The following is a 1241-nucleotide window of genomic DNA, read 5'->3' as shown; positions in this document are numbered from 1 at the left end:
CTCCGGAGCAACCCAGCAGGTGAAGGTGCTGCCGTCGTCCACCGAGGAGGCGGTGACGGCAGCTGCGGCAGCGGCGCTCCCGAGCGTCGTGAGCATAACGGCGTCCGGCGGCACCTCGCAGACCGCGGGCCACGGGATGCCCAAGGGCCACCCGGACGTGCCGGTCGCCGCGGACGGTTCGGGCGTCGCCATGCGCCGCGCGAAGGACGGCAAGGGCACCTACGTCATCACCAACCAGCACGTCGTGGAAGGCGCGGACAAGATCACCGTCACGACCCCCGACGGCGAACCGTACCCGGCCGAGCTCATCGGCGCCGACACGGCGAACGACATCGCGGTCGTGCTCGTCGACGTCGAGATACCGCTGCTCGCCGAGGGCGACTCGGCCGGACTGCGCGTCGGCGACCTCGTCGTCGCCATCGGCTCGCCCTTCGGCCTGTCGCACACCGTCACCGCGGGCGTCGTCTCGGCACTCGGCCGCTCCATGACCGAGATCGAGACCCCCGAGGGCTACCCGCTCGTCGACGTGATCCAGACCGATGCGGCCATCAACCCCGGCAACTCCGGCGGCGCGCTGATCGACCGGAGCGGCAAGGTCGTCGGCATCAACTCGGCGCTGGTCTCAGACACCGGCAAGGACGCCGGCATCGGGTTCGCGATCCCGATCAAGCGCGCGCTCGAGGTCGCCGACCAACTCATCACCGGTGGTGTCGTCGGGCACCCGTTCCTCGGCATCAACGGCCAGACGATCGACGAGCGGCTCGCGGCCGACAAGAAGCTCCCCGTCAGGTCGGGGGCGTACGTCGCCGAGGTCATCAAGGGCACCGGCGCGCAGAAGGCGGGCATCAAGGCCGGCGACGTCGTGGTCTCGCTCGGCGGCGCGAAGATCCGCAGCATGGAAGACCTCATCTACGAGGTGCGCAGGCACAACGTCGGCGACACCGTGACGCTCGGCATCGTCCGCGCGGGCAAGGAGATCGAGATCGCGGTCGTGATCGGCCAGCGGCCGAAGGACGTCTCGACCAGCACGCCCGCGACCGGGACGCCGGGCAGCCGCGAGGAGACCGCGCCGTAGGGCGGGCGGGCGCACCCGCACGTCACGCGAAAGGGCCCCGCTGACACGGCGGGGCCCTTCGTCACTCCGGCGGCAGGCGGGCCCTGCGCGCCGGGGGCTACTTCTTCTTGCCGGCCGAGAGGCTCTTCCAGATGAACCAAGCCGCGACGCCGCCGACGAGCACCAC

At 71.2% G+C, this 1241-nt stretch carries 1 protein-coding gene; it reads left to right on the top strand.

Annotated elements, in window-relative coordinates; translation table 11 throughout:
• Positions 1-19: 19 nt before the first annotated feature.
• Positions 20-1075 (top strand): PDZ domain-containing protein, encoded by a 1056-nt coding sequence (locus tag FDZ70_10970; GenBank protein TLM65660.1) that lies wholly within the window; start codon positions 20-22, stop codon positions 1073-1075.
• Positions 1076-1241 lie beyond the last annotated feature (166 nt).

The sequence above is a fragment of the Actinomycetota bacterium genome (assembly GCA_005774595.1).
GTDB lineage: Bacteria > Actinomycetota > Coriobacteriia > Anaerosomatales > D1FN1-002 > D1FN1-002.
Note: the sequence above shows the minus strand (reverse complement) of the source record. Positions and strands in the feature narration are given on the sequence as shown.